Raw genomic sequence first — 12,957 nt, 5'->3', positions numbered from 1 at the left:
TCCAATCCTTTATTTATTGGTATTCTAACCACATTGCTCTTATGCTTTATTGAATTATTCCCCTAACTTCCTCCCATCTTCTAGCACTTTAAAATCCCCGCTAGATTCTATCTCTAGCACCACATAGGGCAGTCCTTGCTTGTTTAGCTCGCACATAAAGGGGTCGGGGTCGTTTTGCTCCATATTCCACACGCCACTTCCTTGAAATTCAGCTTGTAGCGATAAATCGGAGAGCTTGTCGCTCATTTGTGCGATAGACGCTTGTCTGCCCCTCTGTTTTTGCAACTCTAGCGCATTATCAATCCCTTGATACTCCCCGCCTTTTGGCATATCTTTATTTATCTCCAAACGCTCGGCGTTATAAGATTCTAAAATTCTAGTATCTTGCGCAAGAGATGAATTTTTTGCACCCACGCCCCATTTACCCTCTACGATAAGCTTCGCCCCAATCATCGCAGGCACGCCTGTAGTATAGCTTACACCTTGCGCATTGACTTCTTTAAAACATTTTTCATGCTCACACACATTATAAATATAAATTGTGCGCTCCTTGCCATCTTTTATCCCGCGCATATAGCAGCCGATATTTGTCTTGCCTTTCGTGCGAGAAGCTAAGCTTGCAGGGTCTGGCAAAAGCGTCTTTAGCACTTCAATAGGCACGATTTTGCCACTCTTATGGCTTACTTCATCAATGCGCAAAAAGCCGATATTTTCTAAAACTTTCATATGTGTGAGATAGCTTTCCCCAAAGGTCATAAAAAAGCGGATTCTTTTTAAACCCTTAATATTGCGGATAAGCGATTCTAGCTCTTCGTGGTAGAGGAGATAGCTGTTTTTCACGCCCACTTCTGGGTAATCCCATTCTTTCATTAAAGCCAAAGGCGCAATGTCGCGCCACTGCCCACCAGCATAAGATTCGTTACTTAAATTTTGCGTATTAGATTCTAATTTGAAATGCTTCTCCTCTCTCTCAAATTTGCGGTAAATGGTATCTTGTTGCAAGTCGGGATTGAGATTCAAATCGGTTTGTGAAACGAGGGAAGTGGCAGAATCTGTTTGGGATTCCAAACTTTGCGCCTCGTGTTCTAAGGTTGTAGATGAATTTTTAGGGTTGTGCGAGGTAAGCGAATGAGGTGTATTAGACATACGTTGTAACGAAGTATCTGCTGCACTCCCTAAAAAGTCGCCACAAGCCGAACGCGCCACCCAATACCGCGCCTTGCTGCTCACCTCTCGCAAATTAATTTCTGGATTAAAGTTTGTTGCAAACGCGTATCCATGGTCTCCTGCGTTGCAATCTAAAATATCAATAGAATAAATTGCATCAAAATAGTGCTTTTGTGCATAGGCGCAAAACACATTTGTAACGCCCGGGTCAAAGCCACTGCCTAAAAGCGCGAAGATTCCAGCTTCTTTGTAGCGTGTGTCATATGCCCATTGCTCTTTGTATTCAAAATGCGCAGAATCTGGATGCTCATAATTTGCAGTGTCTAAATAATGTGTGCGTGTGCGCAAGCACGCTTCCATAATGGTTAAGTCTTGATAGGGCAGGGCGACATTTACCACAAGCTTTGGGCGGTATTTTTCTATCAAAGCCACCACAGATTCCACATTATCGGCATTGACTTCATCTATTTCTATCTCGCCCAAGCCCTTAGCGCGGATAGAATCTGCTATGGCTCTACATTTGCTTAGAGTGCGTGAGGCTAATATTATTTTTGAAAACACATCTCTATTCATCGCCATTTTGTGCGCTACCACGCCCCCAACGCCACCTGCTCCAATTTGTAAAATCGTTGCCATTGCAATCCCTTTGAAGTAAAATGCTTTAATTTTACAAAACTTTGCTTTAAAAATGTATTCTAAAATTATTTAATCTGTGATAGTTCTATTTTCCACGGCTGACTATCAAATTTAACATTTGCAGGGCTTGTAGATGGGAGACATTTTGCTATATTTTTTAAATGCGGATAATATTCGCAAAAAAGTAAGTAAGCTTTCTTGCCGTTGCATAGGATTGTTTTAATTTTTGTTTTGGCTAATAATGTATCAATGGGAGAGATTTCAGTGGGTAATAAATTTTTATCCATACTGCTTTCTCTATTGCCTTGCATATTGCTGCCACGAGATACAATATCCCATAACGCAATATGATGATGAAGCAAAAAAATCTTTTTTGATTCTACGCTTGTTAATTCCACATTGAAAAATTCTTGTAATATTTTCCAGAATCTATTTCTAGGGTTTCCATAATAAAATTCCGCTTCAAATGACATTCTGCTTGGAAAACTCCCAAGTATTAGAATCTTGCTTTCTTTGTCAAAAATAGGCTCAAATCCTGTTTTGATTTGTAAAACGACAGCCATAACACCTCCTTAGACCATTTGCGATAATGATATAATAAAATAATTTAGTTCTCGTGATTTTATAAAAGTCGTCGCCCTTTATAATTTTATATGTATAAAAATGTAACATTAATATATTTTGTTACTAATATTCATAATTTATTATGATAAAACAATATATAGTTTAAATAATATTTTAAAAATAAATTTTTTTGTATCATTAATACACATAAATAGCATTAAAGGAGTAAAAATGTTTAAAAACATGAAAATGGAAACAAAGTTAATTGCATTAGTTTCTGTATCATTTCTTTTAACTCTAATAACAATACTAACATTAAGCAGTATATTACGCAATGCAACGCATAAAGAGACAACGCAACTCTTAGAGCAGCAAATCAAAGAGAAATTAAAAGTATCTGTGGATTCTCTAGCAAAATCTATTGCGGAGGCTATTAAGGACTTAAGTAGTGATGAAGAGAAAATCAAAAAAATGAATGAAATACTTGGAGATATTTATTTTGAAGACGATAAAAGTGGCTATTTCTTCGTATATAGAGAACATTTAAGCGTAGCATATCCCGCATATTTTCAACACTTAGTAGGCAAAGATTATTATAACCATAAGGATTCTAATGGTGTTTATCTCATTAGAGAACTTTTTAATAAAGCTAAAGAGGGTGGCGGATATGTCAATTATATATGGCCTAAAAATCATTCAAATCAAGTGATAGAGGCACCAAAGGTAAGTTATAGTCATTTTATCCCAGATGGTAGCAATAAATTTTGGCTTGCAAGTGGTGTATATATTGATAATATTGAAGCTACTGTTTCGCTAATTGATCAACAATTTACAAAATATGTTTATTGGATAATAGGAATTTCTATTTTTATTTATCTAATCGTCTTTATCCCTCTTGTATTTCTTATTTTACAATCTTTTGTTTATTCTATAAAAATCTTAAGTGATGGTTTGCTTGGATTCTTTTTATTCTTAAATAGACAAGCAGATGTGCCACCCACTATTTCTTTAAAAACAAAAGATAGGCTAGGGAAAATGGCAGAGGCAATCAACACGAATATAGTAAATACTCAAAAGTCATTAGCACTAGATACGCAATTAATAGAGGAATCCCTAGAGATTACGAAGAATATCGGGCAAGGAGATTTAACTAAAAGGATTCATAAACACTCTAATAATCCGCAATTAAATGCGTTGAAAGATTCCTTAAATTATGTCTTAAACACATTGGAGCAAAAAATAGGCAAGAATCTAAACACGATACAAGATTTATTTGAGTGTTATAAAAATTTAGATTTTACAAAAAGCATTGAAGAGGCAACGGGAGAAGTTGAGAAGTCAGCTAATTTATTAGGAAATGAAATGAGGGAGAATTTAAAATATTCCTCACAATCTGCAAATAATCTTGAAAAGAATTCTAATACTCTTACAACAAGAATGCAAGACTTAATAGCCACGATTCAAAATCAATCAGAGCATTTAGCAAAATGTGTGAAAAACACAAACAATATTTACGAATCTATGCACAATATTAACCAAAAAAATAGTGAAATCATAAAACAGGCAGAAGATACAAAAAATATCATAAAAATCATAGCGGAAATAGCAGACCAGACGAACTTATTAGCACTAAACGCAGCAATAGAAGCTGCAAGAGCTGGAGAACATGGAAGAGGCTTTGCGGTGGTTGCTGATGAAGTGAGAAAGCTAGCAGAGAGAACTAGCAAATCACTTAGTGAAATTGAAGCAAACATTAACATTCTAACGCAAGGCATTAACGATATTGGAGGTAATTTAGAAAATCAATCGCAAAATATAGAGGAAATTTATACGCTAATGCAAGAGACAGAATCTGCAAATCAAGAAAATACAAGCATCGCAACAGATACCAATAGTGTAGCACAAAGTATTCAAAATATCGCAAATGAAATATATGCGGACATTAGCAAAAAGAAATTCTAGCGGACAAAATATTCTTTAGTAATACAAATGGAATCCGCGCCGATTTCTACAAAAGCTTCGCTTTGGTAACGCCCTTGCTTTTGCACTTCAAAATATCGGCTCTGCCATAGCCCATTTACAAGTTCTCCATCTCCTAAAATCTGGTCTTCTTTAGTTGTATTTGGGCGCGTCAAGAAAAACTCAACTTTGGCATTTGTCGTGATTTTATCATTTGTTTTATCGCTAATGCGCAGAAAAATCTGGTGGAAGTCTTTTGAATTCTGGTTTTGTGAACCTTCAAATGTAATATTATATTGCTTTAATAATCTAGCACGCATTTGTGCGATTTCATTGGAATTTTCATCAATGTATTGGGAGTTTTGCTGACAAATTCCTTGTAGTTCCACAGGGTTTGAGATGGCAACTTTGAGAGTTAGAACAATAAGTCCGACAACCACCATTGCAAGCAAAAAGATTCCAAATGGCCAGTAATTTTTCATTATTTTCTCCTTAAATACACAAACACAAATAGCAATAATATTACAAATAACATGACATATAATAAAGTGCGTACTGCAATTTGCACACCTTTATTTTGCTTTGGAAAACTATGCTCTAATTCTACATTATGATACGTTGCAATCCTATCTGCAATATCTACAAAACCATTTAACAAAAATGCAGAAATACTCTGTGGCGTTAGCCCATCATCTTTGTTGGGAATTAATGGGATAATATAATCCCAATATACTTCTTTTTTATCAAACATTTTCTCGGCTTCAGGGCTTGCAATAATATTAATTTTCTTTTCAAAATGTGTGAAAAAGAGAAGCACATAAGGACTTTTAAGATTTTGTGTAAAGAGCTGTTCCTGCTCTTGAATACTTTTATTTCCTAAATTCTCAAGAGCAACAACATACAAAGAAACACCCGTCTTTTCATACACTTCATTGGACAGAATCTCTATAAAACCCACCGTTTTTTCAACAAGCTGATTTTGATTTTCTAGCACATAAGATTTTGCAAAAGTAAGAGTGCAAAAAAATAGGGAGAGAATCCCTATTTTTAAAAATTTTAGCATTAATTAGCCAACAAAAAGAAGCATATTGGGAATAAAAACAACCGAAATGGATACGATAATCGCAATGATGTGTGCTATAAAAAGCATTTTTTCTAATCCGTTGTATTTAATCATTGTTATTCTCCTTTGGGCGCATCTTTAAAATGTTGCGCATTTGTTTTGCTTGTCATTTGTAATGTATTTGCATTTTCAATTACATAGGGATTGTTTGCTTGCGCTTTTTGTGTTATAACTGCTGCATAACCCAAACAAAACACGACAGAAAGTAGTAATACAACTGCCACAAAATATCCCAAAAGTCCATTCACTCCAAATAATCCGTTCATACGCAGCTCCTTAATTCTTTTCTGAATAGATAAAATGCGCTAAAGCTTCTTTTTGCTTATCTGTTAGCATCTGTGTTTTAAAGGAAGGCATAATACCAATGTGCCCTTTTTTACCCTTCTCAAGCACCTCAGCAACAAAAGCTGGCGTTCCATATTTACTCAAATCTGGTGCTAAACCACCCATTCCTTTGCCGTCGTCTCCATGGCATGCTGTACAAGTTGCAGCACTAAAAAGTTCTTTTCCCTTAGTGACAAGATTAGGGTATTTTGTCTTTTTTGCTTCTGAAATTTCAGCCATCACATACGCGGCAACCGCTCTGTAATCTTCTTCTGTATTTAAGACACCGGGAGCTGTTTCGCTCATTGGCAACATATCGCCAAGTGTATAGCCTAGACCTTTACTTCCTTCTTTCATTGTGCGAATAATGCCTTCTTCTTTGCCCCATTCAAGCAAGTTCGCAGCAGTCCCGTTTATGCCTTCTGTTGTGATTCCATGACATTGTGAACATTGCACCAAATAAAGGTTTTGTCCCATTTTTGTCAATGTTCCTGCGTCAATATTTTTCCACTTCTCTTCAAATTTTGCATTGTATGCTTTTACTTCTTCGTTGTATTCTCCAATTTGAGAGTAAGAGTTTAGAGGATATCCCACAAACCAATACCATAATGCCCAAATGATAAGCACAAGATAAGTTACACCCCAACCTATTGGAATATCATTTTTAAATTCTTTAATGCTGTCCCATTCTCCTTCTGCTAGTTCGCCGTCTGCTTTGCTATCTCTCATTTTCTTGATGTAACCACCCACAATGAAAATAGTCAAAGCTAAAATTGCCACGGCTCCAGCTAATCCAAGCACATTTATGCTATCGCCTAAATTAAACCATTCCATTTAGCTCTCCTTCTTTTTGTCTTGATTATTACGCTTTTCTATTAAACGATCATCTAGCTCATCATCTAGAGCAAGCCTTGCGTATTTTTCATAGTCTATTTTTCCGCCCCTTTGATTTTTGTATAGGTGGTAAATGTAAGCATATAACAACACCACCAATAGTAACGTAATAAACCAATACGCATACGCTTGAATTACTCGTATCGTTTCATATTCCACGATTAATTTGCCCTTCTTTTTTGTCCCAAGCTATTAAGATACGCAATTAATGCAACAATTTGCTTAATTTCGCCTCTATCTAACGCAGCCTTAACTTCTGGATCTTTCATATCTTCTGCTAAAATCTTAGCTTCTGCTAAAATCTCTGCTCTAGCTGCTTCTAAGTCGCCTAGTTTTGGATTATTTTCCGTATCATAAGGCACTGCAAATACGACTTTTTGTGTGTATGCTTCTGCATAGGCTGTATCTACATCTATATTTTTCTTATACAAGTGTGCATAAGCTGGCATAATAGATCCTGGAATTACTGCTTCTGGATTTAGCATATGCTCTTCGTGCCAATCTGTCGTTCTATAATCACCGACACGGTGCAAATCTGGACCTGTTCTTTTTGAACCCCAAAGGAAAGGTCTATCATAAGCATATTCACCACTTAGACTATATGCACCATAGCGATCTGTCTCTGCTTTAAATGGACGCACAAGTTGAGAATGGCAAGCATTACAGCTCTCTGCAATATAAATTTGACGCCCTGCAGTTTCTAATAGTGTATAAGGTTTAAGATTTTCTGTTGGGCGTGAAGCCTTTGCAAAATCAGGTAAAATCTCAACCAACCCCGCAATAGAAAATACCAATAAAAATACTACCGTAAAGAAAAACGGATTTTTTTCTAACCAATGAAACATTACAACCCTCCCTTACGCTGCCATAGGTGTTGCAAATCTTGGCTCTTTTTCAAGAGTTTTGCTAGCTACAATTGTCATTACAATGTTATAAGTAAAGATAATAAATCCAATTAAATACATTGCTCCACCAATTGCACGAATTGTGTAATAAGGCATTAATACAGTCACTGTATCAATAAATGAATATGCCAAGCTTCCAAACTCATCGGTTGCCCTCCACATCATACCTTGTGTAATTCCTGCAATCCACATACTTGAGAAATAAAGAATAATTGCTGTTGTTTGAATCCAAAATTGAATATCCATTAACTTCTTAGAATAAATTTCACGACCAAATAAACGCGGAGTCATATGGTAGCAAGCCGCAATAATCGTAAATCCAACCCAACCTAGAACTCCATCATGAACATGTCCTATAATCCAATCTGTAAAGTGTGCTAATGCATTAACAGATTTAATGGATTGAATAGGACCTTCTAGTGTTGAAAGCATATAGAAAGTTGAAGCAAGAATTAAAAATTTAATCAGTGGAGATTCCTTTAGTTGATGCCATTGCCCTTTCATTGTGAGTAGCATATTAACCGCTGTTCCCCAAGAAGGTAAAATCAATACAACAGAGAAAATTGAACCCATTGTTTGCATCCAATCAGGTACTGTAGAGTAAATAAGGTGATGGCTTCCTGCCCAAATATAAACAAACATTAAGCCCCAAAATGAGAATAATGTTAATTTGTAGGAGAAAATCGGTTGTCCAGATTCTTTTGGTAAGAAGTAGTAAATCACGCCAATAATTCCAGAAGTAAAAACAAAAGCAACAGCATTATGACCAAACCACCATTGCACCATCGCATCATTTGTTCCAGCATAAAGTGAGATAGAATGCCACATAGAACCCACACCTGAAATTAGGTAAGTTGGCACAGAAAGATTATTGAAGATATAAAGTGCAGCAATTGCTACAAATGTCGCAATAAAATACCACAAACTAATATAAATCGTTTGTTCGCGCCTTACACCCATTGAGCCAAATAAACTAATGCCCCACAATACCCATACAACAACCACTAGTAAATCAAGTGGCCAAATTAATTCAGAATATTCTTTGGATTGTGTAAGCCCGGCAAATAAGCTCACCACAGCTAAAGCCATAAGCACAATATAAACCCAAAAATGTAAATGTCCAATTGCTTTTAAGAATGGGTATTCGTTGTAAGAGATTTTTAAAACCCTTTGTCCTAGATAATACCAAGCCGCCCAAATACCACTTAGTGTGAATCCATAAATGATTCCATTTGTGTGTAAAGGTCTTAGTCGTCCAAATGTCCCAAACTCACCAGCAAGATAATTAAGGTTTGGAAAAGCCATTTGAAAAGCGATTACAACACCCAACAATAATCCAACAATACCAAATGCGATCGTTGCAAAAAGAAATAATTTTGCAATGGAGTAATCATACTCTAACGCAGGATTTGATTGCATACATGCTCCTTCCTCTTAAGATTTCCCTCTAAGATTTTTACAGAGAATTCCATAATTCTATAAAATTTCACATAATCACTAGCTTAAAAATAGCTAACATTTGATTGACAAAAAACTTAAGATTTTCAGATTGTAACGATAAAATGCAGAAATTTTATAAATTTTGTTCTAAAAATGGAGAGAAAAATACAAAGTCACCTAGGTTTTTTTTGAGATAATCACGCACCACACTGCATTTGATCTTAAAGAGCAGAAACACTCTTTCATCTTTTCTTGCGCACGATTCCATAGATTCAAAATTTCCCATTCCTTTTGCCAAGATGACATCAGCTTGTCTGTAAATCTCTTTTGCTTCTATACTTGCTAGAGACTCTATAAATCCTGGACTTAAAACCCCACTATCTATGACTTTGCTGATTGTTAATAATGTAGAATCACTATTTTGCAAATCTCTTAACGTAATGTCATTAATAATTTCAGCCCCACGCACAAAATAATAAATCTTCAAATTAGGATACAGAGCTTTTAATGCGACGATTAAAATCTCATCAAATTCATTTTCTCCGGCATTATCGCCGATAAACACTAATTGTCTTGCGGTTTTAATTTTTTTCATAAAAGGTTCCAAAGCAAAGTGTGCAAAATGTTCTTTTAAAATCTTTTTAGCTTCCAACTCTAAATCAAAACTACACTGTGCGCCATAGTCAATCACATTGCCAAGCACGCAAATACGCACAGCATATTCTAAAATCTCTTTTGCGCTTAAATTTTGTTTTAACATTTCTTCTAAACATTGCATAAAGCCTTGTTTGTAGATTCTAGCTTGTGCGATGCTTTTAGTTTTAATCTCCAAATAGGGCGAAGAATTCTTTAGAATTTTTGCAATTTTTTCATAAACCAAAACTGCAAGCAGAGTAGGTGGAATCTCAAAATCTCCATTTAATATGATTCCTTTTTGCGTAAAAAATGTGCGAAGTTTTTTTTGAAGTTTTGTCTTATCTTTAGTGCTCAAAGTAGAAAAATGTGTAGGATTCTCTAAAAATATTCGAAAATTATCCAAATTCTCAAACACCAATCCAACAGCTTCTAGCACACTTTGTTCTAAAGTGCTATTTTGGAGTTTTGTAGTAGCCCGTGCTTGTTTTAATAAACATTCAAGGCAAGCATATTGTAAATTAATGGTCTATTCCTTTGCTTTTACATCAATTGCCTTGCCCCACATTAGGCGATACTTACGCTTTAAAAACTCAATTTCTTCTTGTGCTACGCGTAACTGCTCACGCAAAATTGCAATGGTTTTTTTATCATCTTCATACACTTCTTGTGTATTAAATAATGCATCTTTTAGAAATTGATTCTCATTTTTTACGCTTGAAATCGTCTCTTCTTTGGAGCTTACTACCTTTTCGTGCAAACTTAGAATCGTGCCAATAGTTTTTTCTACAAAATCATTATCCACAGCTATATTTGTGGAGTTTGCCAACATTACAGCATTACCGATTATCGTGCTTTGCACAAGTGCTTGTGTTCCGCTACTTGCGTCAATTAGAAATTCTCCATTTTCTTGCTTACTTTTTAGTGTTCCGCTTGCTACCATTTCTAGGATTTTTTCTTTGTCCAAGTGTGCTAGTTTTGCAAATTCCTCTAGCCCAACCCAAGATTCCATAATATTCCTTATAAAATAACTTCAATTTCGCTAGAATCTAGCTCAACGTTTTTTGCTTTCATTACGCGATCTTCTTTAAGTTTTTCTCCAAGCTCTGTATTGCTTAGTGCTAAAATTTGCATTGCTAAATATGCACTATTTACAGCACCTGTTTTTCCAAGTGCAAGCGTTGCTACAGGCATACCTGAAGGCATTTGCACGGTGGATAATAAGGAATCCAATCCGTCTAATACGCCTCCTTTTAATGGCACGCCAATTACAGGTTTTGCTGTCATTGAAGCCACAGCTCCTGCTAAATGTGCAGCCATTCCAGCAGCTGCAATAAAAACTTTCGCACCCTTTTCTTCTGCATTTTTGACATATTCTTTCGTGCGATTTGGGCTTCTATGTGCTGAGGAAATAACTATTTCATAGGGCACATCAAATTTTTTTAGGACATTAATGCACTCTTCCATTACAGGATAATCACTTTTGCTTCCCATTAAAATTGCTACGAATTCCATTTTTCTCCTTTAAAATGCCGTGAGTGAGATTCCTAAGCCAAATAAAAATCCTCCCACTAGAAAAAATAAAAAGATATATAAAAAAATATAAATAATCATCGGCAATAAAACAAGCCACCATGACCACTGGATTTTCCCAGCGAGTTTTAAACCGATAAATAAAACTTGCAATAATACTAAAAATAAATCAAGCATTCTTATTCTTCATTCTCTAATCCAAAAGGCTTTTTTGTGGCCTTTAGGCGCAAAATTCTAGCTCCTTCTGTTGCTAAAACTTCATACTCACAATATTCATCACTAATCACATCGCCAACCACAGGCATCCGCTCTAATAGACTAAAGACATATCCACCAATGGTAACTTGCTCTGTGTCTTCCTCAAAAGTGATTCCAAGCACATCTGCTACGCGCTCTAAGTCAAGCATTCCATCAAAAGAGTAGGAATCCTCGCTAATTTTGTGGCAGTCATCACTTTTTTTGTCATGTTCATCACTAATATCACCCATTACCTCTTCTAAAATATCTTCCATTGTAAGAAGTCCAGCTGTTCCTCCATACTCATCTACAACAAGTGCAGTATGGATTTGACGGCGATTCATTTGGTTTAGAATATTAGAAATTGATGCACTCTCTGGAACGATAATCATCTCACGCACCAAATTTTCAAGTTTTTTAGAGGGGTTTTCACTAAGCATAGTCTCTAACAAGTCTCTTAAATGCACCATTCCAATAATATTATCTTTTCCTTCCTTGCAGTAAGGATAACGGGTGTGTTTTGTAGTGGTTACAATCCGCATATTTTCTTCATAAGTGTTATCATTATAAAGGCAAATCATATCTTTTCTAGGTGTCATAATCTCCTTTGCCATTGTATCAGAGAAGCTCACTGCATTTTGGATAATCTCATTTTCAATCGTATCTAAATATCCTCCTTTTAAACTCTCGCCCACAATGATTTTTAACTCTTCCTCAGAATGTGCACTCTCTTCTCCCTCGCTTGCGGGTTTAATATGTATTGTATGGAGAATCATTGTTGCAATAAAATCAAAAATCTTAATCACAGGATAAAATACAATCCAAAAAATATGCAAGGGTCTAGCCACAAGTAGCACAGCTTTTTCTGCTTTTGCAATGGCAATAGACTTTGGCACAATCTCTCCAACGACTACATGTAAAAGCGTGATAAAGCTAAATGCTACTATAAAGCTTACAGAATGCAGTAAAACAGGATTCTCTCCGATGAAATACTTAAAAGGAGCTTCCAGCAATCTAGCAACTGCAGGTTCTCCAACCCAACCAAGCCCAAGAGATGAAAGCGTGATTCCAAGCTGTGTCGCAGAAAGATAGGAATCTAATTGTCCAGTAATCTTTAAGGCGAGTTTTGCACCACTTACTTCACGTCTTGAAAGCTCTTCTAAGCGGGAACGACGAATTTTGACAATTGCAAACTCTGAGAGAACAAAAAAACCATTTAGTAAGACCAAAAATAATGCGAAAATTGACAAGAGAAACGACTCAATTTCCAAAAAAGACTCCTTTTTGTGAATAAAAAATTCTGTTATTTTAACATTATTTTCTTTGGAATCTAATTTTTTGTTAAAAAATTCAATAACACCTCATTAAATTACAAGTTCTCTAAAAGCAAGTTTTAAAATAGAAAATAAAATTATCAAGCATTCTAGGTTTATTAACTAAAAATAGCGACAATTAACCCCTGTATAAAGCAACGTTTACACACTAAAATATTTTCAAGAGAAATGATTGTTAATTGCGTATTTTTAAAATAGAAGTAAGTTT

15 protein-coding genes are annotated in these 12,957 nt (G+C 35.5%); 1 reads left to right on the top strand and 14 read right to left on the bottom strand.

Annotated features, from left to right (window positions below):
- Nucleotides 1–54 precede the first annotated feature (54 nt).
- A complete protein-coding gene (locus tag K4G57_RS04595; protein ID WP_221532050.1) occupies nucleotides 55–1,803 on the bottom strand; it encodes a saccharopine dehydrogenase family protein in 1,749 nt (582 codons plus the stop codon).
- Nucleotides 1,804–1,868: 65 nt separating this feature from the next.
- Nucleotides 1,869–2,366: a DNA-deoxyinosine glycosylase gene (locus tag K4G57_RS04590; protein ID WP_221532051.1), complete on the bottom strand. Its 498-nt coding sequence runs from the start codon at nucleotides 2,364–2,366 to the stop codon at nucleotides 1,869–1,871.
- A 232-nt stretch (nucleotides 2,367–2,598) separates the two neighbouring features.
- Here K4G57_RS04590 and K4G57_RS04585 point away from each other — a divergent pair, with 232 nt between their 5' ends.
- The gene (locus tag K4G57_RS04585) at nucleotides 2,599–4,329 is read left to right on the top strand and encodes a methyl-accepting chemotaxis protein (RefSeq protein ID WP_221532052.1); all 1,731 of its coding nucleotides are present in this window, start codon (nucleotides 2,599–2,601) and stop codon (nucleotides 4,327–4,329) included.
- Here the strand turns inward: K4G57_RS04585 and K4G57_RS04580 are convergent.
- From K4G57_RS04580 to K4G57_RS04525, 12 genes are all read right to left on the bottom strand, one after another.
- Entirely contained in the window at nucleotides 4,326–4,808 is a 483-nt protein-coding gene (locus K4G57_RS04580) for a hypothetical protein (RefSeq protein WP_236033222.1), read from the bottom strand. The genes K4G57_RS04585 and K4G57_RS04580 overlap by 4 nt on opposite strands.
- On the bottom strand, nucleotides 4,808–5,389 hold the full coding sequence (locus K4G57_RS04575) for a TPM domain-containing protein (RefSeq protein WP_221532053.1): 582 nt from the start codon (nucleotides 5,387–5,389) through the stop codon (nucleotides 4,808–4,810). Before K4G57_RS04575 ends, K4G57_RS04580 begins: the two co-directional genes overlap by 1 nt.
- Nucleotides 5,390–5,505: 116 nt before the next feature.
- The gene (locus K4G57_RS04570) at nucleotides 5,506–5,715 is read right to left on the bottom strand and encodes a DUF4006 family protein (protein ID WP_221532054.1); all 210 of its coding nucleotides are present in this window, start codon (nucleotides 5,713–5,715) and stop codon (nucleotides 5,506–5,508) included.
- Nucleotides 5,716–5,725: 10 nt separating this feature from the next.
- Complete coding sequence (locus K4G57_RS04565; protein ID WP_221532055.1) at nucleotides 5,726–6,607, bottom strand: c-type cytochrome; 882 nt, start codon at nucleotides 6,605–6,607, stop codon at nucleotides 5,726–5,728.
- Nucleotides 6,608–6,826: a cytochrome c oxidase, cbb3-type, CcoQ subunit gene (locus K4G57_RS04560; RefSeq protein WP_221532056.1), complete on the bottom strand. Its 219-nt coding sequence runs from the start codon at nucleotides 6,824–6,826 to the stop codon at nucleotides 6,608–6,610. It lies immediately after the preceding gene.
- A gap of 2 nt (nucleotides 6,827–6,828) precedes the next feature.
- A complete protein-coding gene (gene ccoO / locus K4G57_RS04555) occupies nucleotides 6,829–7,512 on the bottom strand; it encodes a cytochrome-c oxidase, cbb3-type subunit II (RefSeq protein ID WP_221532057.1) in 684 nt (227 codons plus the stop codon).
- A gap of 12 nt (nucleotides 7,513–7,524) precedes the next feature.
- On the bottom strand, nucleotides 7,525–8,991 hold the full coding sequence (gene ccoN, locus K4G57_RS04550; protein WP_221532058.1) for a cytochrome-c oxidase, cbb3-type subunit I: 1,467 nt from the start codon (nucleotides 8,989–8,991) through the stop codon (nucleotides 7,525–7,527).
- Nucleotides 8,992–9,145: 154 nt separating this feature from the next.
- Nucleotides 9,146–10,171, bottom strand: coding sequence for a damage-control phosphatase ARMT1 family protein (locus tag K4G57_RS04545; RefSeq protein ID WP_221532101.1), 1,026 nt, complete (start codon nucleotides 10,169–10,171; stop codon nucleotides 9,146–9,148).
- Nucleotides 10,172–10,174: 3 nt separating this feature from the next.
- Nucleotides 10,175–10,657, bottom strand: a complete 483-nt coding sequence (locus tag K4G57_RS04540) for a DUF3972 domain-containing protein (RefSeq protein ID WP_221532059.1) — start codon at nucleotides 10,655–10,657, stop codon at nucleotides 10,175–10,177.
- A gap of 8 nt (nucleotides 10,658–10,665) precedes the next feature.
- Nucleotides 10,666–11,160 (bottom strand): 5-(carboxyamino)imidazole ribonucleotide mutase, encoded by a 495-nt coding sequence (gene purE / locus K4G57_RS04535; protein ID WP_221532060.1) that lies wholly within the window; start codon nucleotides 11,158–11,160, stop codon nucleotides 10,666–10,668.
- 9 nt (nucleotides 11,161–11,169) lie between these two features.
- Nucleotides 11,170–11,355 (bottom strand): hypothetical protein, encoded by a 186-nt coding sequence (locus K4G57_RS04530; protein ID WP_221532061.1) that lies wholly within the window; start codon nucleotides 11,353–11,355, stop codon nucleotides 11,170–11,172.
- A 2-nt stretch (nucleotides 11,356–11,357) separates the two neighbouring features.
- Entirely contained in the window at nucleotides 11,358–12,686 is a 1,329-nt protein-coding gene (locus tag K4G57_RS04525) for a hemolysin family protein (RefSeq protein ID WP_221532062.1), read from the bottom strand.
- Nucleotides 12,687–12,957 lie beyond the last annotated feature (271 nt).

The organism is Helicobacter turcicus, assembly GCF_019711685.1.
GTDB classification, from domain to species: domain Bacteria; phylum Campylobacterota; class Campylobacteria; order Campylobacterales; family Helicobacteraceae; genus Helicobacter_D; species Helicobacter_D turcicus.
Note: the sequence above shows the minus strand (reverse complement) of the source record. Positions and strands in the feature narration are given on the sequence as shown.